The following is a 23,727-nucleotide window of genomic DNA, read 5'->3' as shown; positions in this document are numbered from 1 at the left end:
AAAATTGAAGTTTTATTTTGCTGCAAGCCAGGCAGTTAAATCTGCCATCACTGGAGCAAACTTCTCGTTAAGTGGCGCGCCACCTTGTGCCAAGTCAGGTTTACCACCACCTTTACCACCTAGCTCATTCGCTAAATGTTTGATGATGTCACCTGCTTTAATAGAAGCAGTAAAGTCTTTTGCCACAGATGCGATCAAGCTCACCTTGTCACCCTCTACACCTGCCAGAACAATCACTGCATTTTCTAATTTTGATTTCACACCGTCGTGCAGGTTGCGAAGTGCTTTCGCATCCATGTTTTCAACAGTTGTAATCAAGGTTGCACGACCTGCAATGCTTTGAACTTGGCTTAGAAGTTCACCGGCTTGCAGGCTAGCAAGTTTTTGATTGAGTTGTTCGATCTGTTTCTGCAAGCTCGATGCAGTATCAACCAACGCTTCAACTTTTTCTAAAGTCTGGTCTTTTTGTGCTTTGAGCAAACCGTTAATCGTATTGATATCGCGATCGGCTTTTTGCGCAACTTCAACTGCTTTAGTGCCTGTTACTGCTTCAATACGACGTACACCGGCTGCCACACCACCTTCAGAGGTGATTTTGAACAGACCGATATCACCGGTACGTTTTACGTGAATACCACCGCAAAGTTCGATTGAGAAGTTTTTCTCTTCAATCACTGAACCCATAGACAGTACACGTACTTCGTCACCGTATTTCTCGCCAAACAGCATCATCGCGCCTTTAGCTTTCGCAGACTCGATATCCAGAAGTTCAGTAGACACCGCAGTATTGGCAATCACTTCAGCATTGACCAAACGTTCAATTTCTTGCAGCTGTTCAAAGCTTACAGGCTGGTCGTTGGCAAAGTCAAAACGTAACACGTCAGATGCAACCAATGAACCTTTTTGCTGTACATGTGAACCTAAAATTTGACGTAATGCAGCATGTAGCAGGTGAGTCGCAGAGTGGTTACGTGCCGTTGCTGCACGAATGTCTGCTTTAACCGTTGCTTCTACATTTTGAGTAACTTTCAAGTTACCCATAGTCACGATACCTTGGTGTACAAATGCACCACCAGATTTCTTGGTATCTTGAACTTCGAAAATACCAGTATCGTTTTTGAAGAGTCCTGTATCACCGATTTGACCACCGCTTTCTGCGTAGAAAGGTGTTTGGTTAAGTACGATCAGTGCTTCGTCGCCTTCAACCACTTCGTCAACTTGCTCGCCATCTTTGTAGATTGCGATGATTTGACCTTGACCCGCAGTTGCATCGTAACCTTCAAACTGAGTTTCACCTTCGACTTTCACAACAGAATTATAGTCGATTGCGAATTTGCCTGCATCACGTGCGCGTTGACGCTGTGCAGCCATTTCAGTTTCGAAACCAGCTTCATCAATGGTTAAGTCACGTTCACGTGCGATGTCAGCAGTCAAGTCAGTCGGGAAACCGTAAGTATCGTAAAGTTTAAATACTACTTCGCCCGGAATTACAGAACCTTTTAACTGCGCCAATTCGCCTTCAAGCAATTTCAGACCTTGCTCAAGTGTTTTAGCAAATTGCTCTTCTTCTTTCAGAAGTTGCGCTTCGATACGTGCCTGGTTGGCTGCAAGTTCAGGATATGCTGCACCCATCACTTCAATCAGTGGCTTCAACATTTTGTGGAAGAACGAACCAGTCGCACCTAGTTTGTTACCGTGACGTACTGCACGACGAATGATACGACGCAATACATAGCCACGACCTTCGTTCGATGGGTTTACGCCATCAGCAATCAGGAAGCAGCATGAACGTGCATGGTCAGCAACAACTTTAAGTGAAGCAGGGTATTCAACTGGTTTGTTTTCTGCTTGTGCTTTTGCTTCAAGTTCAGACGTATCTAAACCAATAATTTCAGCAGCAGCTTTTAGCAAGTGCTGGAACAGGTCGATTTCGTAGTTTGAGTTAACGTGCTGAAGAACAGCTGAAATACGCTCCAAGCCCATACCTGTATCCACAGAAGGTGCTGGAAGAGGGTGTAATACGCCATCCGCAGTACGGTTGAACTGCATGAAAACGTTGTTCCAGATTTCAATGAAACGGTCGCCATCTTCTTCAGGAGAACCCGGTAAGCCACCCCAGATATGATCGCCATGGTCAAAGAAGATTTCAGAACATGGACCACAAGGACCGGTGTCACCCATTGCCCAGAAGTTATCTGATGCGTATTGACCGCCTTTGTTGTCACCAATACGAATAATGCGCGAAGCGTCTAGACCGATTTCTTTGTTCCAGATGTCAAAGGCTTCATCATCGGTGTGGTAAACGGTTGCATAGAGTTTATCTTTAGGAAGACCAAGCCATTCTTCGTTAGTCAAAAAGTCCCAGGCAAATTTGATCGCATCACGTTTGAAGTAATCACCAAAGGAGAAGTTACCCAACATTTCAAAGAAAGTGTGGTGACGTGCTGTATAACCTACATTGTCCAAGTCGTTGTGCTTACCACCTGCGCGCACGCATTTTTGTGATGACACTGCACGTACATAATCGCGTTTTTCTAGACCTAAGAAGCAATCTTTAAACTGGTTCATACCAGCATTGGTGAACAGCAAAGTTGGGTCATTGGCAGGTACTAGAGAACTCGACGCGACACGTGTATGCCCTTGCGATTCAAAGTAACGCAAAAATGCTTCACGAATTTCAGCTGATGTCATAAAACGAGTACTCACAACCAAGTCACTCCATAATTTCCGATTTGGCTAAAACACCACAGTCTGACAAGCATACAAGAGCTCTGCTGCAATGCGGGGCTTAAAAATTTAAAACGCCAAATTATAACGGAAAAAGCAGTAGGCACCAATCATTTTAAAACCAATTGCGAAGGATTTATTTACTCAGGTTTTTCGCTGAATAATTAAATTGAATTTTCCCACAGTAGAATTCGTGGATATCCATCACATTAAAAATAACTGGAATTTTAAATGACCCAGATACAGACGGATGGATCAGAAATAAAATAATCGAAAATCAGTATTTTCTCTGAAGTTTTTTAATGTACGGCGCCAGAAATCCTTTAACATAGAAGAGTTTTAAAATAGGCATATAAAAGGTCGAGTCATGCAACGAGTGGCAATCAATGGATTTGGGCGTATTGGACGGAATGTACTGCGCGCATGGTTTGAAAATCCGAAAGATTTTAATTTTGAAATCGTTGCCATTAACGATATTGCCGATGTTGAAACCCTGATCCATCTATTTAAATATGACTCGACCCATGGCCGTTTTCCGGGGCAGGTGGATCTCAGCTATGATGCTGAACATATCTATATGCATATCAGCTATCAAGATACTGCATTAAAAGTACAGGTTTTGTGTGAGTCGCATCCGGCTAAGTTGCCTTGGCAAAACTTGACGGTAGATGTAGTGCTTGAATGTACTGGGCTATTCCGTTCTCGTGAAGCCGCGACCCAGCATATTGGCGCAGGGGCGAAACGTGTGATTATCGGCGCAGCACCTTTTGATACGGTCGATGCCGCAATTGTCTATGGTGTCAATCATCATGAAGTCAAAGCATCGGACCAGATCATTTCCAGTGTTTCTTGTACTACGCAGGCTTTGGTGCCACTGGTCAAAATTATTGATGATGCATTTGGCATCAGTAGCGCCCTGATGACCGAAATCCATGCTGTTACGGCGGATCAGTCGGTACTGGATCATGCACATCGTGATTTGCGACGTGCACGTGCCTCGGGCCATAACATCATTCCGACCACTTCGAGCGCACTCGGTGCCTTAAAGCGTGTCATGCCAAAAATGGAAGATCGTATTGATGGTTATTCAATTCGGGTGCCAACCATTAATGTGGCCGCGATTGATTTGACGTTTGTCTCCCAGTCACCGATCACCGATCACAAGCTGAATGAAGTGCTGATCAAGGCTGCCCAGCAGGATTTTGCGGAAATCATGGCCGTGACGGATGAGCCTTTGGTATCGAGCGATTTTAATCATTCCCCATATTCATTGATTGTGGATTTGACCCAGACTCTGGTGGTCGGGCATCAAGCTAAAGTCTTTGCCTGGTACGATAACGAGTGGGGCTATGCCAACCGTCTGCTGGATTTATGTGAATCATTTCATTAAGTTCGGGTCATCTAAACCTCAAAAGCACCAAGATACGATGCTTTTTTCTTGCCTGTAAATATTCTACAAGCCATGTTTTAAGAGAATTTGCTGGTAATTGATCGAAAATCAGGAATTGAGGCTGAATTATTTACGTTATCCGCAGCATTTTTCGTTAAGATAAAGACAATAAAATGAAATAAGAGCAAGCACATGATGGTGGTTTGGGGATTTATTATACTGCTGACTTTGGCGGTGATTTTTCTGATCTGGCTGCAGTTTAATCAGAATGATGAACCACGTAGCGTGGAAGGCGTGCCAGTCGAAGAAAAAATTGTGCATCTGGAAGAGAATTTAAAAAAGACCCTGGAAATCATGCAGGATCTAGCCAAAAAAATGCATGTGCAGCAGGAAGTACTGGATCAGACCACAGCCAAACTTCAGCAGGTTGAATTACAAAATGCCGAGCTGGTCAGTTTACTCACCAAAGTGGTTGATCCACAAAAATAGACAAAACCCCTTTAGAGATACATTTAAAGGGGTTTTGTTTAAGTATTAGACGCTTAAAATTCTTAAAACTGCGGCAGAAACCATACTGATGGCGACGGTCGGTAATAATCCAAAACGTGTAGCAGCGAACAGCGTTAAAGCCAAGGCGATCAGGTCTGCAGGATGGTCGCGTACAAAATAGGGTGCAATCACTGAAATCAGCACGCAGCCGGGGACTACTTCCAGAATTTTTCGCTGGCGCTGTGTTAGTGTTTTATTTTTTAACAAGACATAGCCCAAGATCCGGGTTAAATAAGTGGTCGCAGCAATCAGAATAATGGCCACCAAGGTGCTCATCTGGATCATGTTTGATCCTCTTGAATCAGGAAAAATGCCGAAGCGATTCCAGACAAGGCGCCAATCGGCACATACCAGCCCGCAGGTAAATATAAATAAGCCAAAGCCGCACAGACTAAACTGACCAGCCATGGCCGGGCAGCCTCAAAACCTTTCCACATACTTCTTAGTAACACCAGAAATACAGCAGGAAAGGCCATATCAAAACCAAAACGGTTGATGTCGCCTAATACAGGTCCAAGCATGGCCCCGAGTGTGGTAAATCCGACCCACATCAAGTACAGGCAAAAACACAGGCCGGCATAATAAGGCATGCTAAACGCAGCACGATAACCCAGTTGCGCCTGTTTCCTTTGTGCATCAGCCAGACCGAGTGCCCAGCTTTCATCGACCATAAAAAACAGCGCCGGAAAAACTTTACGATTCGGAAGATGCTTTAAATACGGCACCAAACTGGCGCCCATCAACAGATGCCGGCTATTTACCAGAAAGGTAATGAACATCAGCATGAGTAAATTTGGTGGACTGCTCCAGACTTCCAGAATGGCAAATTCAGAACCGCCGGCAAAGTTTAATCCTGTCAGTAAAGGCACTTCGAGCAAGCTGAAATTCTTCTGTACTGCCGTCGCACCCAACACCAGCGCAAAGGGGATAATCCCTAAAAGCATGGGAATAGAATCTTTCATGCCACGTTGAAATTCACTGAAATCGGTAGGGGCAACTATTGCTGCGGTGCTTTGTCTGAACAAAAGCATGGAAATGACCTGGGTACTGCAAAACTAAACCATATTTTATGGCGATATTCAGGCTATTTGCTGTTGTAGTGAAAGAGGTTTGAGTTTTATTTGAAATTAAATTGCGCTAAATTAAGTTTAAGAGGTTTTAAATGCCAAAGCATAGATATGGATCAAATAGATAAACGCATTCTGCATGAGCTGCAAAAGAATGGAAAACTGCAAAATAATGAACTGGCTCAACTGATTGGCTTGTCGCCATCACCCTGTTTAAGACGGGTAAAACAGCTGGAAGATGATGGTGTGATTGAGCAATATGTCGCGCTGCTGAATCCGCAAAAGGTCAATTTGGCGATGAGTGTCTTTGCACGCGTCTGGCTCAAGTCTCAAGAAGCTGCCGTGGTCGACCAATTTGTCGAAGCGATCAAGGAAATGCCAGAAGTCGTCGAGTGCCAGCTAATGGCGGGCGATTGTGATTTCTTTTTAAGAATTGTAGTGGCTGATCTGGATGCCTATCGTAAATTTCAGATTCATCATTTAACCCAAATTCCCTGCATTCAAAGTGTAAAAACTGAAATTCCATTGCAAACGGTCAAAAGTACCACTGCATTGCCTTTGGTTTAATGCCGGATTTTTTCATGCTATTTGTTTTAAATGTGCATTAAAATGCTGATAGTTGACACAATTGTTGTTGATTTCATCAGGTAGCGAAAATTATAAAATTTGCGATGCACAGCCAAAACTATCGTGCTAGACTAGGAGAAATCGGGTGTGCTCCCGATTTTTTTATGCGGATTCGTTCCGCGCTGACAAGAATTTAGGTTTACAACATGCCCATTTCAGAGACATGGTTATTACCTGATGGTGTAGCTGATGTATTACCAGAACAAGCGCAAGTTATTGAAAGTCTGCGCCGTAAATCACTGGATTTCCTTGCATCTCGAGGTTATCAGCTGGTGTACACGCCATTCATTGAATACATCGAATCTCTATCTTCTCTCTCAGAATCGAATCAAGATTTAGACTTAGCCACTTTTAAAGTAATCGATCAGCTTTCTGGTCGTTTGCTTGGTGTGCGTGCCGATATGACACCACAAGTGGCTCGTATTGATGCGCATGTACATCCAGTGGAAGGTGTAGCACGTTACTGCTATGCAGGAACCGTTCTGCATACCAAGCCTCGCGGTTTTAACACTTCGCGTGCGCCACTACAGTTAGGTGCGGAGCTATTTGGTTCAGACAGCATCGATGCCGATGTAGAAATGGTCGACTTGATGATCAGTCTGATTCAGGAAACAGGTCTGGCAGATGGTATTCATCTGGACTTAGGTCATGTCGGTTTATTCCGCAGTCTGGTGGCTCAAGCAGGCTTGAACAAAGTCGCTGAACAGCAATTATCTGATTTATACCAACGCAAGGCTTTGCCAGAATTAGAAGAATTCACGGCAGACCTGAAATTTGGTCAGGATTTTTATGCCCTTGGACGCTATGCCAGCGACCTGGATGCATTGCAAGCGCATTTAAGTGCTGAAGTGTTGGCGAATCCAGCATTTACGCAGGCTTTTAATGTTTTGCAAACCACCAAAGATGAAGTTCAAACCCGTTGGCCAAACTTGAGTATTGGTATTGATGTGGTTGAATTACGTTCATACCATTATCATACTGGCCTGATGTATGCAGTCTATGCACCGAACCGTGCAGCTGCACTGGCACAAGGTGGCCGTTATGATGGCATTGGTGAGCATTTTGGCCGCGCGCGTCCGGCAACCGGTTTCTCTTGTGACTTATATGCTTTAAGCGCAGGTCAGTTTGATGCGGTACAGGTCGTGGTTGCACCTAAAGGCACTGATGCAGAACTTCTGAATGCAATTCAGAACATTCGCGCACAAGGCTTAAGTGTAATTCAGTTACTGGGTAATGATGATTTAAACTCGATTCCATATGCAACGCACCTGCTGGTGAATGCGAATGGTGAGTGGACAGTCAAAACGATTTAACTGCTTGGCTCAGTGTTCATGTCGCTGAGCGGGGCTTTCAACTTTAACAGCATGATGTAATGAGGCTATTATGGGCAAGAATGTTGTGGTACTTGGTACCCAATGGGGCGACGAAGGTAAAGGTAAAATCGTCGACCTGCTCACAGATCAAGCGGCAGCGGTAGTTCGTTATCAAGGCGGACATAACGCAGGTCACACTCTTGTGGTTGGTGGTAAGAAAACTGTCTTACACCTCATTCCATCAGGTATTTTACGTGAAAACGTATTGTGCTTAATTGGTAACGGTGTTGTTCTTTCTCCTGAAGCGCTCATCAAAGAGATGGACATTCTTGAAAAAGAAGGCGTTCCTGTTAAAGAACGTTTACGCATTTCTCCAAACTGTCCATTGATTCTTCCGAACCACATCGCACTTGATCAGGCGCGTGAGAAAAAACGTGGTAATGCGAAGATTGGTACGACAGGTCGTGGTATCGGTCCTGCATACGAAGACAAAGTAGCACGTCGCGCAGTACGTGTTGCTGACCTAGTACGTGGTGGTGAACATCTTACTGCTCAGTTAACTGAACTTCTGGACTACCATAACTTCCAGCTGACTGAATACTACGGTGTTGAAGCAGTTAAACTGGAAGATGTGCTGGCACTTTGCGACGAATGGCGTAAAGTTGTTGCGCCACTGGTTGTGGATGTGACCACTGAATTGCATAACTACCGTAAAAACGGTGACAATATCATGTTCGAAGGCGCGCAAGGTTCACTTCTTGACGTTGACCACGGTACATATCCGTATGTAACGTCTTCGAATACAACTGCTGGTGGCGTAAGCTCTGGTTCAGGTCTGGGTCCTTTGCACCTTGACTATGTACTGGGTATTACTAAAGCGTACACCACGCGTGTAGGTGCAGGTCCATTCCCAACTGAGTTGGTGTATGACGCTGCAAATGACACAGGTGATGCGATTGGTAAACACCTCGGTACGATTGGTAATGAATTTGGTGCCTCTACTGGCCGTCAACGTCGTTGTGGCTGGTTCGATGCTGAAATCCTACGCCGTTCAGTTGACGTAAACTCACTTTCTGGTATTTGCCTGACTAAACTTGACGTTCTTGACGGTTTAGAAGAAGTGAAAATCTGTGTGGGTTATGAAGCCGCAGATTCTGGTTGTGTTGGTTCTTCTGATGCGCTTGCATTCGAAACTTTAAAACCGATTTACGAAACTATGCCAGGCTGGTCTGAGTCAACTTTCGGTGCGAAATCACTGGATCAGTTGCCAGAAGCTGCATTGAACTATGTAAAACGTCTTGAGCAATTGATTGAATGTCCGATCGACATCATTTCAACAGGTCCAGACCGTGAAGAAACCATTGTTCTTCGCCACCCGTTTGATGCTTAATCTTCATTTGATTAAAGCTTGAATGATAAAAACCCATCTCCGGATGGGTTTTTTTATATCCTGAATTTATGCAGGTATTTCAAGACTAAAGTTGCATCGGTAATACCACGTGATGTGTTTTAACATAGCGGTATATAAAGAAAGAAAAATGAGCAGCAGGATGCAAAAAAATATATCGGCAACCATGTTTTATTCATTGTTATTTGCGATGGGCGGGGCACCAACAATGGCCATGATGATTATTCGTGCGCAAACTCAAAATCCCGAAGTGATTTATGCGGCGCTGATTGGTCTGAGTGTCATAATCGCCTGTATATTAGTGCCTATTATTTTATTGCAAAATGCTTTTTTATATTTCAAACGTAAAGACGAAATGCTTGAACAGAAAATCAAACCACTCAGCCAGGTTTACCTGGGCTTAAATCTCATCTGTTTGATTTATTGGTTGGCGATACAGTATTTGGCTTAAAAATTACATAATTTATAAGAAGATGAATGAATTAAGCGTTTAGCTGCTGGGCGCTTTCACTTATAATTTTTACAATGTAAATTGCCCTTGAGCCAAGGTGGAGTAAATTATAATGAAGAATAAACTTTTATTGAGTATGGCGGCTGCTACAGTCGTCACATTATCAGGTTGTACCACCATTGCCGATATGGCAGGGGCAGATACTGCGACCTTAAATGCATCTGCGAGCCAAAGCTATAATGCCATGGTCAATGATGCGAAAAACAAAGGTCAACTGGATACCAGTTCAGCGACCTATAAGCGGATTAATAATGTATTTAACCGTTTGAAACCGGTTGCTAACCAGATGAATCAAACTGGTACGGCATTCCAGTGGCAATTGGCTGTGCTCAAATCTGACCAGGTCAACGCCTTTGTTGCCCCGGGTGGTAAAGTCGTATTCTATACTGGTATCGTGAATAAACTGAATCTGACTGATGCTGAAATTGCAGCGATTATGGGTCATGAAATGGTGCATGCCTTAGAAGAGCATTCTAAGCAGAAAATCGGTGCTCAGGCCCTGACTGATCTGGCTTTAGGTATTGGCTTGAATGCAGCAGGTGTGGGTCAAGGTGGCGCTGCAGCCGCACAATTGGGTAGTCAGATCGGTATTGGCTTGCCATACTCGCGTAATTTGGAAAGCCGTGCTGACCAAGGCGGTTTAATGCTGATGGCGCGCGCAGGTTATAACCCGAATGCAGCCATTACCCTGTGGGAAAAAATGAACAAACTTGGTGGCGGCAGTGGTGCAACCTTCCTGTCTACGCATCCATCGAATAGTCAGCGTATTGGGCAAATGCGTCAACAATTGCCAGCAGCGATGCAGATTTATAACCAAAAAAAATAATCCACTGATCATCCTGTAAAAGGAGATCTTGATCGGATTGGAAAGGCAGGGCAATGGCTCTGCTTTTTTTATAGCTAATTGGGTGGTTAATATTCTACGGGCTATTTTCAGGCAATAAAAAAGGCAAAGTCAGACTTTGCCTTTTTTCACTCAAGATCAGAAGATCTTAGTGCTGGTGACCGCCTACACCGTGTACGTGACCGTGATCTAATTCTTCTTGAGAAGCTTCACGAACAGATACGATTTCAACTTCGAAAGTCAGGTCTTGACCAGCAAGTGGGAAGTTAGCATCCACCACAACATTGTCGCCTTCAACTGCTTTAACAGTTACGATTTGCACGCCGTCATCAGTTTGAGCTTGGAACTGCATGCCTGCCTGAATGTTGTCTACGCCTTGGAACATTTGCGCAGGAACTTCTTGAACTAGGTCAGGGTTGTATTCCCCATAACCTTCAGCAGCAGGAACGTTTACAGTGAATTTTTCACCTACAGTTTTGCCTTCTAACGCATTTTCTAAACCTGGGATGATGTTACCTGCACCGTGCAAATAGGCAAGTGGTTCACCTTGAGATTGGTCGAGAGTTTCACCCTCTGCGTTAGTCAATGTGTAGTGGAAAGAAACCACGAGGTTATTTGCAATAGCAGTCATGTTAATTGATCCATTCAATTTTTTAAGGGTACATCATAAAGTGAAATTGCATTTTTGTAGACTAAAATTAGCAAAAAAACGCAATTTGACAATTTTGTTGACGATTTTTTCATTGATTGGGCCAAATTCTGGAATTTCAATGCAATTTCAGCTTTGGAGAAATTTTTCGTGTAACAAAATCTTTTGCGGTGAGAATGCCAGCATGCGCATAACCATGAATGGTCGCCTGATGAATTCGATATAAAGAAACATACATCGATTTGGCAACAAAGCCTTGCACATTGACCTGACCGAGCAACTCGCCGACGGCTTTATTCTGGCTTAAGGAAATCAGTGAACCTTTGTCAGAAAATTTAAACATCGGTAAATAACTTTCTTCATTAACACGTGCTTTCAAGGCATTGGCCAGGAAATTGGCCTGTTGGCTAGCCACTTGTGCGCGTGGACCCAAGACCGGTTCATCTGCAGCAGGCTGGCAGTGAGCACAATCACCAAAAGCAAAAATGTCTGGATCAGATTTGGTTTGCAGGGTGGAGAAGACTTTCAAGCGGTGAATATTGTCCTTTTCCATATCTTGCAGTTGTGCCAAGACTTCAGGTGCTTTGATACCTGCGGCCCAGACTTTAATCTCGGCATCCAGACTTGAGCCATCTGCAAAATAAATTTTGTCTTCATCTACCTTGGCCACACGATGACTGGTAAGGACTTCAATACCGAATTTTTCCAGCTGTTGCATGGTATGTTCAGCAACTTTCGGCGAGAGCGCAGTCAAAATACGATCCGCCGCTTCAATTAAGGTAATTTTGACTTTATTTGGATCGACCTTGTTTAAGCCATATTTAAAGAAATTGTGTTTGGCCTCCACCAACTCGGCAGCCAATTCTACTCCAGTCGCACCGGCGCCAATAATCGCGATATTCAGTTCACGGCTCGAAGCTTCATGTTGAGCATTCAAATAGAGATGCAACAGATCCTGCTGAAAGATATCAGCTTGTGGACGGCTGTCGAGAAAATGACAGAACTGTTTGACGCCTTCGGTATTAAAGTCATTCGAGGTAGAACCCAAGGCCAGTACCAGGGTGTCATAGTCGATGCGCTGGTTCTTCTTGGCTTGGGCTTTTTTGGAGAAATATTCTGTTTCTACCACAATCTGTTTCGCTTCACGATCCAGACCGGTAAATGTCCCCAAGACAAATTCATAATGATGTGCGGCTGAATGGGCAAAATAATTAGTTTCTTCTTCATGTGGATTTAAGGTGCCTGCGGCAACTTCATGCAGCAGCGGTTTCCAGATATGCGTCAGTTTTTGATCGACTAAAACAATCTGCGCTTTGCCGCTTTTACCCAAGCTCTCACCCAGCTGAGTTGCCAGTTCCAGACCACCGGCACCACCACCCACAATCACGATTTTATGTGCTGTCATATATGATTAACCTGTTTATTTTTTTAATAAAAATAAGAGAAATAGAGAGAAAATATACTATGGCATGGGCCAGATCGCGTCTTGGTTAAAATTGTTATACACATTACAAAACGTAGCAATTCTGTGAGGGCAGGTAAGTTTCCCTGTCTTGGGGAGTGATGCAGGGAGAAAAGAAAATCTGCCAGAAGATCAGCGAGTAGATCTTCTAGCTTAAAGAAAAGTAACTTGAGATGTAGGGCTATTATCTATCTAAAGGATAAAGCTTTACGCTTGGCGTATTGTCTGAAAACAAACTAAATAAGCCTTGTAGCCAGCTAAAGAATTTCTGAAACAGATTGGCTTCTTCAATTTCGACATGATCTTCAATTTGAATGGTGCGAATCAACTGATTATTCTGATAAACCTGAATGGTGGCCAAAGGCATCATGGTCGCCAAAGGTGCAATGAGTTCAGATGCTTTCACTTCAACATTGATATGAGTTTGCGTTTCCTGTAAAGGCTCGATACTTTTTAAAACGCCATCACCTGTATTCAGCATGACACGCTGTTGGGTTTGATCAAACTGGTTCAGGTCAATACTGTAGCCCTGATCATATAAAGAAGTGGTAATGATCTGCGGTTGCTTGGTTTGCACCTTAAACATTTTTAAGGTGGATTTGATCACAGGCAATTCAGCCAGTAGCTGTTGATCTTTGATCGCTACTTCATTGCGGGTATAGGTATAGGCCAGATTCATCAGCTTATGTGATACTTCAGCGCGTTTTGCGGCACTTTTAGTACCCAGCACCACCACAATCAGACGGCGATTTGGCATTTCAAAATCTGCTGTGACACGATTGGCCGTCAGCGCCAGATTGTAGCCTGCCGCACGGGTAAAACCGGTTTTTAAACCATCTACGGTTGGATCGACCTGAAGCACACGGTTGGTCGCACGATGGAAATGCTGGTTATAGGTAAAGCTTGGCTGCTTGGAATAATACAGATAATCCGGGGTTTCATTCACCACTGCCATAGACAGTCTGGCCAAATCGGCGGCAGTCGAATAATGCTCAGGCATGGTAATACCGGCCGGATTCTGGAAGTTGGTATGCTGCATGCCCAGCGCTTTGGCTTCCTGATTCATGCGTTCAACAAACTGCGGAATACCACCCGAAATTTTCTCAGCCAGCGTGACTGCAGCATCATTGGCAGACATGATAATTAAGCCCGCCAGAAGCTGATCGACTGAAATCTGATCACCTTCTTTCAGGTACATCTGTGACTCATCCCACATCACAGTTTTAACCACAGAGGTCGCGGTTAAAACTTCATTTTTATCTAATTTTCCGGCCTCAATTTCCTTTAAGGCAATATAAGCCACCATCATTTTGGTCAGCGAAGCCGGAGCACGCTGAACATCGGCATTGTGCTCTGCAATGACTTGACCAGACTGTGAATCCAGAATGGTCCAGGCTTCAGCTTCAACGCTTTCAGGCACAATATTGAGTAGGGCAGCATGTGAAAATGCAGAAATAAATAAACTGAAAACCGCAATCAGTGAGATGATGTATTTCAATGGTGTTCCTTGATAACCCGGCGGGTGTTGAACGATTTAATTTTCACGCATGCTATGCCTTTTTTATACAGATAGCTAGTCGTAAATGTAGACAAATAAGACAGCTAAACCATACTGGCTTAAAAAATGCTAAGCTAAGCTATATCTCATTTATTTTAATTTTATATCGTTCATTATGTTGCATTATCAAATTGAATTTGACGATTATCGTCAGCATCTTATTCACGTGACTGTTCGTTTTCTTGCGGACCCGACCCAAGTCCTGTCATTACCGACCTGGATTCCGGGAAGCTATCTGATTCGAGAATTTTCCAAGCACATTGAAGCGGTCAAAGCTTATGATGAGGATGGGCGCCAGTTACAGATCCAGAAATTTGAAAAGAACAAATGGCGTTTGTTCAATACTGATCATGAACTGATTACAGTGGAATATGATGTCTATGCCTATGACCTGTCCGTTCGTGGTGCATATGTGGATCAAAATCGTCTCTACGTGAACCCAGCTTGTGCATGTTTAGGGCTAGAAGGTCAGGAAAATAAAGAAATTGAACTGGAAATCTTCCTGCCAGATGAATTAAAGCATTTTCAGCTGGCAAGCGGCATGAAAGCCAAAAGTCTGGTCAGAGGCCGTTTCACGCTGAAAGCTAAAAACTATGCCGAACTGATTGATGCGCCATTTGAGCTAGCAGAACAAACCCGTTTCAGTTTTGAAGCAAATGGTATTCCGCATGAGTTTGTGGTGTCAGGCAAACACGCGATGAATGCGGCGCGTATGCAGCAGGACATTGAAAAAATCTGTGCTACAGAAATTTCAATGTTTGGTTCGGCGCCGTTTACAGACTATACCTTTATGACCATGGCAACCGGCAATAGCTATGGCGGTCTGGAGCATCCAAATTCTACCAGCCTGATTTCACCACGTGATGACTTGCCGAAAGCTAATGAGCCAGAAGAGCCATCTAAAGATTATCAGCGTTTCTTGGGCTTATGTAGCCATGAATATTTCCATTCATGGTTGGTGAAATTCATTCGCCCTGAAAACTTCGTCAATTATGATTTAAACAGAGAAGGCTATACTTCTTTGTTGTGGATCTTTGAAGGTTTCACCTCGTATTATGACGATTTGATCTTGCTACGCAGCGGCGTGATTAATCAGGAATCATATATTACTTTGTTAAAAGCACAGATTGACCGCTATTTGCAAAATCCGGGACGTGCGATTCAGTCAGTCTCTGAATCCAGTTTTGATGCTTGGGTGAAATTCTATCGTCAGGATGAAAACTCGAATAATGCAGGTACCAGCTATTATAACAAAGGCTGTTTAGTTGCATTGTGCCTGGATTTGGGTCTGCGTTTACGTGGTTCAAGTCTGGATGCCCTGATGCGTCGTTTGTATGAAAACGCTCAGAAGGGTGTTCAGGTACATGAACGGACAATCTTTGAATTATGCAAAGAGCTGACAGGAGATGATTGGTCAGAACAGATTAATCACTTGATCAATACTACAGATGAATTGCCGCTGGATCAACTCTTCCCTGAATTTGGTATGGCTTATAGCCTGAGAAATGAAAAGTCTTTGCCATTCGGTTTAAAACTGGCAGATAAGCCGGAAGGTGTGCTGGTTCAATCTGCGCGTCGTGATGGGGTTGCTGTACTCGCTGGCCTTTCTGCCAATGATGTCATTATTGCAATTGATGGCTTAAAAGCAACGACCAAACTTGTTGAAAGCTATGCAAAACAGCAAGGTACTTTTACAGTGTATGCATTCCGTCGTGATGAGCTGATGACCTTCGAGGTTCAAGCTGCGGGTTCTGAACTGACCGAAGTTGAACTGAAAGTGGAAGATCCGGCTAAAGCCGAGAAATGGCTTAAAGCTTAAATCTACAAGTGTTTGTCATTCAATAAAAACCGGTGCTTCGTCACCGGTTTTTTATTGTATTAAACTTTGAGAAAACATTATTTAATAATCAGTCGTGATGTGCCACGGAATTCCGCTACGATTTGATTATGTTGATTCATTACCTGAATATCATAAATGCCACTACGGCCACTGCTGGCTTTGTGTTCTGCTACAGCAGTCAGTGTGTCGCCAAGCAAGCCCGGTTTTAAATAATGAATACCGCAATGTTGACCGACTGCCGGATGTTCACCGGTATTGCAGGCAATTGCAAAAGCTGCATCTGCCAGTGCGAAAATCACGGCACCGTTACAGGTCTGATGACCTTGTAAATGTTGTTCAGTCACCTTTAATTCGATCTTTGCATAATTGTGATTATAAGAAACCAGATGAGCACCAAGATGCTGAATTAACCGGTCCTGATTAAACATCTGGCTGACTTGCTGATCCATTGCAAAACTCCTTTTTAGATACGTTTTATTTTAAAATATAAATTATATGAATCATAAATAGCATTGGGTAGGCAGAATGACAAGAGGGCAGAGTCAGAAATCTTGTTTGCACACATAAGAAAAAGTAGGTAAAACCAATATTCAGGTATGGGTTTTTTATTGGATAAAATGAAATTATATAAATATAGATATGGTTCAAAACGTGATTTGGAAGCTTTACAGAACAATTATTTTTATGCTCCACATTCGACACAGCTGAATGATCCATCTGAGAATCTATTCAGTGAAAAAGACATTCATAAAGTATTTGAGCTGTTTCATAATATATTTAGTTTTTCGACTTCTGATATTAGGAAAGAATTTGATCAACTATGTCAAAAAGTTAGGAAGGAGGTCGGGATTTACTCTCTAAGTCGAATTCAAAAGGACGAATTGCTTTGGGCATATTATGCCGATTCACATACAGGATTCTGTATTGAATATGATTTTGAAAAGCTTGATGAACTGAGATCTATAAGTGCTGCGTTTGAGATTGATTATGCTGAACAAAGACCAGAATTGAAGTTTGATCATGTATTCAAAAATGGAGCGACAGCTGTGGAAAAATTATTGCGAGTTACAACAGGGACTAAATCTATAAAATGGCGACACGAAGAAGAGTACAGGATTTGTATCGAACCTTTTGGTAGATTTAACTATGATTATAGGGCAGTGAAAGCAATCTACTTCGGAATGAGGATGCCTAAATCAAAAATTGATCTCGTAAAAAACAATAACAAATTGCCTGATTCTTATGCAAAAGTATGCCAACAGCAAGTTATGGAAGTATTGAAAGGAAGAGGTATTAAGTATTATCAAATGAAATTAAAAGAGGATAGTTATGAGTTTGATTGTTATGAGATAGCAGATATTTATCAAAATTCTCAAAAATACAAAGACAAAGTTCATCTAATTCCAAAGAATTTGATTGACTATAATGACTATGGTCGAGGGGTTGAAAGAGGTTATTTTGATAAGGTTGCAGAAATCATTAGTAAAGAACCATATTTTTATGAGCTAAATAGGGTCTGTTGACATTTCAAGTATAGAATTTACCCGATAAAGGTAGCCAAATAAATATACAAGCTAATGCAACTGCCCCCTCATAGCTACACTTTAGCTTATCATATCGTGTTGCTATTCCTCTGAACTGCTTTAACCTACAAAATGCATTCTCAACTAAGTGTCTGATTTTATATAAATACCAATCCATATGATCATTATTTGACTGAGTATTTGATTTTCTTGGAATATTCGCTTTAGTTTTTTTCGCAGATATTTGTTCTCTTAATGATTCAGAGTCATATCCTTTGTCTGCACAACATACTTCCGTTTCACTCAAATCAAGTTTTTCAATCATTTTGGGAGCAATCTTGACATCATGTATCGTTCCATCGGAGATAATAATTTCGATTGGATTGCCATCCGCATCAACAGCTAAGTGTATTTTAGAACTATTTCCACCAATGCTTTTAGAAATATCCTGATCTTTTATTCCAGCAGAATGTTGGTGTGCCCGAACATGACTACCATCAATAAAAACCCATTCCATATCAGCACTTGAAGAAATTAATTTAAATATTTTCATTAACTTATCATTTTTACACCAACGATTATATTTTTTAAAGATTGAGTTATACGAACCAAATTCTTTAGGCAAATCACGCCATGGGCAGCCTGTTCTTATTCTATAAAGTATTGCTTCGACAAAATTTCTCAAATTAGATTTGAAATAGATATCAAAATTTCGGAAAATAGAAAGTAACTTAGACCAGTGTTGATCATTCAGCATTGTACGAGGCATAGCGAGAAGTAAATTTAGTTTGGCGATTAAATTTTACTTTCTCGCTATTTTTTTGAACAGTAAATGTCAACAGACCCTAGTATCCATATCTCGAAGGAAGAATCGATTAAGAAAAATCAGCCTGTTATCTTCGCAGGATTTTTTTATGAAAAGAATAATTTACGCCAAATTAAAAGATATTTCACTTTGGATGAAGTCAATGAAAAATATAGCCTTTTGAATATGGGTTAAAAATTTGGTGACAACATGTCCTACATTTTAATTCCCCCGATACGTCGAATACCCATAAGAACTTAATAGCAGTGGAATATGGTAGTGCTCTAAAGCACCATCAATCACAAAAACCACCGGTACTTCAGGGAAGAACGTCCGTTGATTATTGGCCTTAAACCAATCACCCGTTTTAAACGTTACTTTATAAACGCCTTTTTGTAACGCGGTGTCTTTAGGATAAAATTCTTTAATACGACCATTACTGTCTGTCTTGGCTTCATTGAGCTTTACCCATTTCTCACCTTGCTGAGCTTCTAGGGTGACCGTGACATTAGCAGAGGGTAGGCCAGTTTCTTGATTAAGCACATGAACACTTAGTGGATTGGCACAGCTAAAAGTTGAAAGGGAAGTCGCAGCTAAAGCGAAAATTATTTTTTTCATGAGACTCACATTAAAATGAATACTTTAATTAATTCTAATAGATTGAAAAATAAAAAAATATTTAAGTTATGTAATAAAAAAAGCCCACCGAAGTGAGCTTGATTGAATCTATTCAAACTTAGCCACGACCGCGGCCGCGACCACGTGGTGCCTTGGTATTTGGACGAGTAGTACCATTGGTGCGACGTTTCGGCTTTTCACTTTCATCCATTTGCCAGATACGTTTGGTGCCAGACTTTTTCACAGAACCATCTTTGTTCTTACGAACCATTGGCTTACCGCCAGTACCACCCGGCTTTTTCACATAAGAGCGTGAACGGTATGGTTCTTCCGCAGGAACATTCTGGAAGTCTGGATATAATAATGGTTCAATTTCTCTAGTCTCGCCCGGTTGCAATCCCATACGAACCAAATCAATCTCACCAATTTTAGTACGGATCAAACGCAGTGTAGGGAAGCCCACAGCAGAGGTCATACGACGAACCTGACGGTTACGACCTTCACAGATCGAAATCTCAACCCAAGACGTCGGAACAGAGGCACGGAAACGTACAGGAGGATTACGCTCCCACAACCATTCCGGTTCAGACACTTTTTCAGCACGTGCAGGAAGCGTCATGCCATCTTTCAGTTCCACACCTTTACGAAGCTGCTCAAGTGCTTCTTCAGTGACATCACCTTCCACTTGCACCATATAAGTTTTAAACTTTTTATTGGCAGGATTGGTGATATATTGGTTGAGACCACCGTGATCGGTGAGGAAAACCAGACCTTCTGAGTCCATGTCCAAACGACCCGCAAGACGTAAATCTTTGTCGTTGACAAAATCAGCCATGGTTGGGTGCTTTTCATCCGCACGGAATTGGGAGAGGACGTCATAAGGTTTGTTTAGAATGACGATTTTCATAGGAAATAACTTCTATAATTACATTAATTTAAAAAATGTAGAGGTTTATTTAAAAGGGAAATTTAGTTATTTCCCGTATAAATCTCAAAAACAACAAATCTGGATTAGAATATTATGCGTTAAGAACAGTTGAAAGTATTGCCTAATCGGCAATTATTTTAGATTTGTCAGCGGCATCCGGGAGAATACTAATAATGGGATATCAAAAAATCGTAGTACCTGTGGATGGTACCAAAATTACCGTTAATGCAGACCTGTCACTCAACGTACCAAATAATCCAATTATCCCATTTATCGAAGGGGATGGAATCGGTGCAGATATTACACCAACAATGCGAACTGTGGTAGATGCTGCTGTGCAAAAAGCATACGCCGGGAAGCGTTCCATCGAATGGATGGAAGTCTACTGCGGTGAAAAAGCTGACAAAATTTACGGCACCTATATGCCTGAAGAAACTCTCGAAGCGCTGCGCGATTATGTGATATCGATCAAAGGTCCACTGACCACACCAGTTGGTGGCGGTATTCGTTCCCTGAATGTAGCCTTACGTCAGGAACTGGATTTATATGTCTGTGTACGTCCGGTACGCTGGTTTGAAGGGGTGCCTTCACCGGTGCATAATCCGGAACTAACCGATATGGTGATCTTCCGTGAGAATTCAGAAGATATTTATGCCGGTATTGAATGGAAAGCAGATTCTCAGGAAGCGAAAAAGGTTATCAAGTTTTTGAAAGAAGAAATGGGTGTAACCAACATCCGCTTTGAAGACAATTGTGGGATCGGGATCAAACCTGTCTCCAAAGAAGGTAGCCAGCGTCTGGTGCGTAAAGCGATTCAGTTCGCCATCGAAAATGACAAGCCTAGTGTGACTTTGGTACACAAAGGCAATATCATGAAATACACCGAAGGGGCATTTAAAGAGTGGGGCTATGAGGTCGCATTGGAACGTTTCGGCGGTGAGCTTTTAGATGGTGGTCCATGGGTTAAAATCAAAAATCCAAGAACAGGCAAAGACATTATTATTAAAGATGTCATTGCTGATGCCTTCTTGCAGCAAATCTTGATGCGTCCGGCGGATTATTCTGTAATTGCGACACTGAACTTAAATGGTGATTATATTTCTGATGCGCTAGCTGCGGAAGTCGGCGGGATCGGGATTGCACCGGGTGCCAATATCGGCGGTTCGATTGCAGTTTATGAAGCAACCCACGGTACAGCGCCTAAATATGCTGGACAAGATAAAGTAAATCCGGGTTCGATTATTCTGTCAGCAGAAATGATGCTGCGTGATATGGGCTGGATAGAAGCTGCCGACCTGATCATCAAGGGGATTTCGGGTGCGATTGCGGCAAAAACGGTGACCTACGATTTTGAGCGCTTAATGCCAGGGGCGACCTTGCTGCGTTGTTCCGAGTTTGGTGAAGCGATTATTGCCAATATGGATGCCTGAAATTGCGATGCAATTTATGAATAAAAAAACCCGCAATTACGGCGGGTTTTTTTATCACTTTATTGGGAAGCAAAGGCTGAACGGTTTAAGGTTAAACGTTAAAATAAGTATCAGGCTGCAAGATCATGTAAGAAGTGTAATGAGCCTAGAAATGATTCGTTCTAAGCTGAATAACTTAGTAAACACTGTATTACATTGACGTATTTGGATACAGCTCAGCGATTGGCTTATTTTGTATAAACGTTACAGTGATGAATGGAACTTCCAGTGATATAGAGATGTTTCTCCAAAGGAGTAAATCATGGCTAAAGCTAAAGCGAGACATAAGCAGGTCCAACAAAAAGACAAGCAGGACAATGCTCAGAATGAAGAGCAGCAACAGCAACAACAGCAACAACCATCGAAACCATCTCGTGCTAAAAAACGTAGATAATCTCCTATCCACCTAAAATAACAAAACCCTCATTTGAGGGTTTTGTTATTTGAACGCTTGTATAAAATCATCACTAAAAATAACAGGATTGTGACTTTAAATTAGGCGGTTGTGATTAAGATAAAAGTCATCTATTTAATTTAATGCGAATATTGGTGAAATTTCTTCGGATTATAAGCTTACTGTTATCTATAGGTTTTCTACTAACTGCCTGTCAGCCACCGCCTTCAGGTGAAGCAGCAGGTTGGAAAAGCCCTTATCTGTATTGGCAATTACAGAGAGCCCAGTTAGAAGCTCCGCTACAGATTCCGGTTGAAGGCGTCAGAGTTGGTCAGATTAATGATACTTGGGGAGCAGCGCGTAGTGACGGTCGTAAACACGAAGGTACGGATATTTTTGCCAAACGCGGTACGCCAGTATTTAGCGCGACCCCAGGTATTGTGCGTAGGATTGGCACCAACAAGCTGGGTGGAAAAATCATCTGGGTGACCGGTCCAAATATGAGCCAACATTATTATGCACATCTGGATGACTATGCAGAACATATTCAGGAAGGCGACTGGGTTGAGGCAGGTGAAGTCATCGCTTATGTGGGGAATACAGGTAATGCCAAAAATACCCCGCCGCACTTACATTATGGCATTTATTTAGGTGGGCAAGGAGCAACCAATCCTTATCCTTATTTAGTTCCTTCTCCATGAGCAGAAATTGGCGGAGTTTGTTGTTCAGACTTGAGTCTGACAGGACGTGTGTACCAGAACAGTTGCAATGTTCCTAATAAAAGAACCAATGTGGCCAGTATGAACTGTTGATGATAGCTCAATCCAAAATATTGCAGCGCACTAAAGCTGAGTCCACCGATCAGCTGAATCGAGGCAAAACACAAGGTAGCAATACTCCAGAGCTTTTTATAAGCCAGTCCATACAGTTGTAAAATGGTATAGGAGGTCAGGAAGACCACAGCCGGATTTAACATCCCGGTAAAAAAGGAAGAGCTAAAAGTGAGTAAGGGATAGGCATCTAGAGTCGCAATAAAAATAGCCACAATATAAAGACTATAAAGAATTTTCAGGGCAGCAAAATTACCCCATTTTCTGGCCAGCACATAAGCACTAAAGGCACCCAAGGCACTGCCTATTCCATACAGAATCCAGTTGAAATTAATCCAGAACAAGCTCAATCCCAACTGCTGGCTTAAATAATCAATCCAGAAGAGTGAATGCGGTATATAGGCGAATGCACTACACGCGTAGACCGTCAATAAACTATAAAAGACGCTATTCAAAGAGAGAGGAGAGGTAACTGCAAGAGCTTGTGTGGACAAATACGGCTTAAATTTCTGAATCAGTAAACTTAAAACGATACAGATAAGCAAAGCAAAACCGCATAAGATCAGCCATGCAGTCTGTATGGAAATTTGATCCAGATAAGGCAGAAACAGGGTCGCAATTAAAACGCCTAGTCCAATCCCGCTAAAACCAATAAAGTTGATTTTAAGACGATCCTGAAGTTCACAACACTGCGCGACCACACTCGGCGATAAGATCATCATCAGTCCACCGCTGATCCCGGAAATAACCCGCCAAGCGATATACCACGCTTCAGAGAAACCAGAAAATGCACAGCACATCAGGCTGAACATACCGGCAAAGGCTGAAATTTGAATATAGGTACTCATACTGCGGTCTTGAGGAAGACGCATCGCGGTAAAAGCACCGATTAAATAACCCAGCAAATTGGCACTGCCCAAGAGGCTAGCAAAATCTGCACTCCAGCCAAAGGCTTCTCGTGTACCAGGTAACAACGCGGTATAAGAAAAGCGAAGAATGCCTATGCCCAAGCACATACTAAGGCAGAGAAACAGGCTGAGCTTCATTGTGTTTGAGGACATCCGTGTACTCATAGAATTTTATATTTGGTCAAAAAATAACATGAATCTTCATAATTGAGGAGAAATTACCTGATAAAAAACTATTGAGTGCAGAAATTTGCTCAAAGAAACCGGTAAGATTTTTAAGATTTCATCAGTCAAAAGCCTGAATTTT

The 23,727-nt window shown here is 42.4% G+C and carries 23 protein-coding genes; 12 read left to right on the top strand and 11 right to left on the bottom strand.

Annotated features, from left to right (window positions below; genetic code table 11):
* Positions 1–12: 12 nt before the first annotated feature.
* Positions 13–2,706: an alanine--tRNA ligase gene (gene alaS / locus F995_RS04080; protein ID WP_171056996.1), complete on the bottom strand. Its 2,694-nt coding sequence runs from the start codon at positions 2,704–2,706 to the stop codon at positions 13–15.
* Between the two features lie 388 nt (positions 2,707–3,094).
* Here alaS and F995_RS04075 point away from each other — a divergent pair, with 388 nt between their 5' ends.
* Entirely contained in the window at positions 3,095–4,117 is a 1,023-nt protein-coding gene (locus F995_RS04075) for a type I glyceraldehyde-3-phosphate dehydrogenase (protein ID WP_004645557.1), read from the top strand.
* 192 nt (positions 4,118–4,309) lie between these two features.
* Positions 4,310–4,606, top strand: coding sequence for a hypothetical protein (locus F995_RS04070; RefSeq protein WP_004645555.1), 297 nt, complete (start codon positions 4,310–4,312; stop codon positions 4,604–4,606).
* 45 nt (positions 4,607–4,651) lie between these two features.
* On the opposite strand, the gene F995_RS04065 is transcribed toward F995_RS04070, so the two are convergent.
* Together F995_RS04065 and F995_RS04060 are read right to left on the bottom strand one after the other, a co-directional pair.
* On the bottom strand, positions 4,652–4,951 hold the full coding sequence (locus tag F995_RS04065; protein ID WP_004645554.1) for an AzlD family protein: 300 nt from the start codon (positions 4,949–4,951) through the stop codon (positions 4,652–4,654).
* A complete protein-coding gene (locus F995_RS04060; RefSeq protein ID WP_004645553.1) occupies positions 4,948–5,697 on the bottom strand; it encodes an AzlC family ABC transporter permease in 750 nt (249 codons plus the stop codon). Before F995_RS04060 ends, F995_RS04065 begins: the two co-directional genes overlap by 4 nt.
* Before the next feature lie 147 nt (positions 5,698–5,844).
* On the opposite strand from F995_RS04060, the gene F995_RS04055 reads away from it, so the two are divergent.
* The 5 genes from F995_RS04055 to F995_RS04035 all read left to right on the top strand — a co-directional run bounded on the left by F995_RS04055 (position 5,845) and on the right by F995_RS04035 (position 10,418).
* The gene (locus F995_RS04055) at positions 5,845–6,300 is read left to right on the top strand and encodes an Lrp/AsnC family transcriptional regulator (protein WP_004645552.1); all 456 of its coding nucleotides are present in this window, start codon (positions 5,845–5,847) and stop codon (positions 6,298–6,300) included.
* 206 nt (positions 6,301–6,506) lie between these two features.
* Positions 6,507–7,673, top strand: a complete 1,167-nt coding sequence (locus F995_RS04050) for an ATP phosphoribosyltransferase regulatory subunit (protein ID WP_004645551.1) — start codon at positions 6,507–6,509, stop codon at positions 7,671–7,673.
* 70 nt (positions 7,674–7,743) lie between these two features.
* Positions 7,744–9,063 carry an adenylosuccinate synthase gene (locus tag F995_RS04045; RefSeq protein WP_004278963.1) on the top strand — a complete coding sequence of 440 codons (1,320 nt, stop codon included), beginning with the start codon at positions 7,744–7,746 and terminating at the stop codon, positions 9,061–9,063.
* A 160-nt stretch (positions 9,064–9,223) separates the two neighbouring features.
* Positions 9,224–9,532 carry a hypothetical protein gene (locus F995_RS04040; protein ID WP_004645550.1) on the top strand — a complete coding sequence of 103 codons (309 nt, stop codon included), beginning with the start codon at positions 9,224–9,226 and terminating at the stop codon, positions 9,530–9,532.
* A gap of 112 nt (positions 9,533–9,644) precedes the next feature.
* Positions 9,645–10,418, top strand: coding sequence for a M48 family metallopeptidase (locus F995_RS04035; RefSeq protein ID WP_004645549.1), 774 nt, complete (start codon positions 9,645–9,647; stop codon positions 10,416–10,418).
* A 166-nt stretch (positions 10,419–10,584) separates the two neighbouring features.
* On the opposite strand, the gene slyD is transcribed toward F995_RS04035, so the two are convergent.
* The 3 genes from slyD to F995_RS04020 form a co-directional block, all read right to left on the bottom strand.
* On the bottom strand, positions 10,585–11,067 hold the full coding sequence (gene slyD / locus F995_RS04030; protein ID WP_004278960.1) for a peptidylprolyl isomerase: 483 nt from the start codon (positions 11,065–11,067) through the stop codon (positions 10,585–10,587).
* Positions 11,068–11,203: 136 nt separating this feature from the next.
* Entirely contained in the window at positions 11,204–12,490 is a 1,287-nt protein-coding gene (locus F995_RS04025; protein ID WP_004645547.1) for an NAD(P)/FAD-dependent oxidoreductase, read from the bottom strand.
* Positions 12,491–12,731: 241 nt separating this feature from the next.
* On the bottom strand, positions 12,732–14,045 hold the full coding sequence (locus F995_RS04020) for a D-alanyl-D-alanine carboxypeptidase PBP6B (protein ID WP_004645546.1): 1,314 nt from the start codon (positions 14,043–14,045) through the stop codon (positions 12,732–12,734).
* A 175-nt stretch (positions 14,046–14,220) separates the two neighbouring features.
* Here F995_RS04020 and F995_RS04015 point away from each other — a divergent pair, with 175 nt between their 5' ends.
* Positions 14,221–15,924: a M61 family metallopeptidase gene (locus F995_RS04015; protein WP_004645545.1), complete on the top strand. Its 1,704-nt coding sequence runs from the start codon at positions 14,221–14,223 to the stop codon at positions 15,922–15,924.
* A gap of 77 nt (positions 15,925–16,001) precedes the next feature.
* Here the strand turns inward: F995_RS04015 and paaI are convergent, their stop codons facing one another.
* The gene (gene paaI, locus F995_RS04010) at positions 16,002–16,394 is read right to left on the bottom strand and encodes a hydroxyphenylacetyl-CoA thioesterase PaaI (RefSeq protein WP_004645544.1); all 393 of its coding nucleotides are present in this window, start codon (positions 16,392–16,394) and stop codon (positions 16,002–16,004) included.
* Positions 16,395–16,562: 168 nt separating this feature from the next.
* On the opposite strand from paaI, the gene F995_RS04005 reads away from it, so the two are divergent.
* The gene (locus tag F995_RS04005) at positions 16,563–17,468 is read left to right on the top strand and encodes a DUF2971 domain-containing protein (protein WP_228127471.1); all 906 of its coding nucleotides are present in this window, start codon (positions 16,563–16,565) and stop codon (positions 17,466–17,468) included.
* A gap of 4 nt (positions 17,469–17,472) precedes the next feature.
* On the opposite strand, the gene F995_RS04000 is transcribed toward F995_RS04005, so the two are convergent.
* The 3 genes from F995_RS04000 to F995_RS03990 form a co-directional block, all read right to left on the bottom strand.
* A complete protein-coding gene (locus tag F995_RS04000) occupies positions 17,473–18,237 on the bottom strand; it encodes an IS5 family transposase (protein WP_004645258.1) in 765 nt (254 codons plus the stop codon).
* 258 nt (positions 18,238–18,495) lie between these two features.
* Entirely contained in the window at positions 18,496–18,891 is a 396-nt protein-coding gene (uraH, locus tag F995_RS03995; protein ID WP_004645541.1) for a hydroxyisourate hydrolase, read from the bottom strand.
* A 118-nt stretch (positions 18,892–19,009) separates the two neighbouring features.
* Positions 19,010–19,798, bottom strand: coding sequence for an rRNA large subunit pseudouridine synthase E (locus F995_RS03990; RefSeq protein WP_004645540.1), 789 nt, complete (start codon positions 19,796–19,798; stop codon positions 19,010–19,012).
* A 194-nt stretch (positions 19,799–19,992) separates the two neighbouring features.
* Here F995_RS03990 and icd point away from each other — a divergent pair, with 194 nt between their 5' ends.
* The 3 genes from icd (at position 19,993) to F995_RS03975 (ending at position 22,383) form a co-directional block, all read left to right on the top strand.
* A complete protein-coding gene (gene icd / locus F995_RS03985) occupies positions 19,993–21,249 on the top strand; it encodes an NADP-dependent isocitrate dehydrogenase (RefSeq protein WP_004645539.1) in 1,257 nt (418 codons plus the stop codon).
* Positions 21,250–21,550: 301 nt separating this feature from the next.
* Positions 21,551–21,682 carry a hypothetical protein gene (locus F995_RS17075; RefSeq protein ID WP_004645538.1) on the top strand — a complete coding sequence of 44 codons (132 nt, stop codon included), beginning with the start codon at positions 21,551–21,553 and terminating at the stop codon, positions 21,680–21,682.
* A 143-nt stretch (positions 21,683–21,825) separates the two neighbouring features.
* Positions 21,826–22,383, top strand: a complete 558-nt coding sequence (locus F995_RS03975) for a M23 family metallopeptidase (protein ID WP_004645536.1) — start codon at positions 21,826–21,828, stop codon at positions 22,381–22,383.
* Here the strand turns inward: F995_RS03975 and F995_RS03970 are convergent.
* Positions 22,362–23,573 carry a YbfB/YjiJ family MFS transporter gene (locus tag F995_RS03970; protein ID WP_004645535.1) on the bottom strand — a complete coding sequence of 404 codons (1,212 nt, stop codon included), beginning with the start codon at positions 23,571–23,573 and terminating at the stop codon, positions 22,362–22,364. The genes F995_RS03975 and F995_RS03970 overlap by 22 nt on opposite strands.
* Positions 23,574–23,727: the final 154 nt, after the last annotated feature.

This window comes from Acinetobacter sp. CIP A162 (assembly GCF_000367905.1).
GTDB classification, from domain to species: domain Bacteria; phylum Pseudomonadota; class Gammaproteobacteria; order Pseudomonadales; family Moraxellaceae; genus Acinetobacter; species Acinetobacter lwoffii.
The sequence above is the reverse complement of the archived record's forward strand: the minus strand, read 5'-3'. Positions and strand labels throughout refer to the sequence as shown.